Annotated in this window: 1 protein-coding gene; it reads right to left on the bottom strand. The window is 44.4% G+C overall.

Translation table 11 applies throughout. The features are described 5' to 3' along the window. Window positions 1-556: DUF8208 domain-containing protein (locus tag AC3G7N_RS22180; protein WP_489424273.1), on the bottom strand; the 556-nt coding region annotated here is incomplete at both ends.

Here is a 556-nt window from a genome sequence, read left to right as displayed (position 1 = left end):
TATTCACTTTCGGTTGGGAAACAGGTGGCGTTGGCGTCCGACCAACCGCATTTTCTGATGAATGTAGCATGTTCGGCATCGGTTCACGTTGACTTGTTGACGATTTTGGTTTTGTTGATTGTTGATTCAATTGCTTTGTATTTAACGATTGACCGTTGCTTGGTGACGGTGGTTGTACAGGATTTTTACTATTAACAGAAGTAGAAAATTGTCCTTCTCCTTTTCGGGAATGAGGTGCTGCATCTTTATAGGAAGGCATTGGTTTCACATCTTGATTTCTGCGCAGTCCTTTCGTTAAACCAACACCACCTGCAATAGCACCACCAGCGCCTTTTCCTCCTATTTTAACAAGCTTCTTACCAGTTTCAGCAGTCATCCTTCCACTTGCGCCAGCCATTTTTCCACCAGCATAAGCTCCCATCATCGCTTGCCATCCTGAACGTAACCCAGCATCAACACCCATGGTTCGTTGGATAATATCTGGTGCATCAATCAATGCCCATGCACCGGCAATTAAAAGGAGCATGACACCGACAATACCAATATGACGTTCTAA

The sequence above is a fragment of the Virgibacillus carmonensis genome, assembly GCF_057836705.1.
Note: the sequence above shows the minus strand (reverse complement) of the source record. Positions and strands in the feature narration are given on the sequence as shown.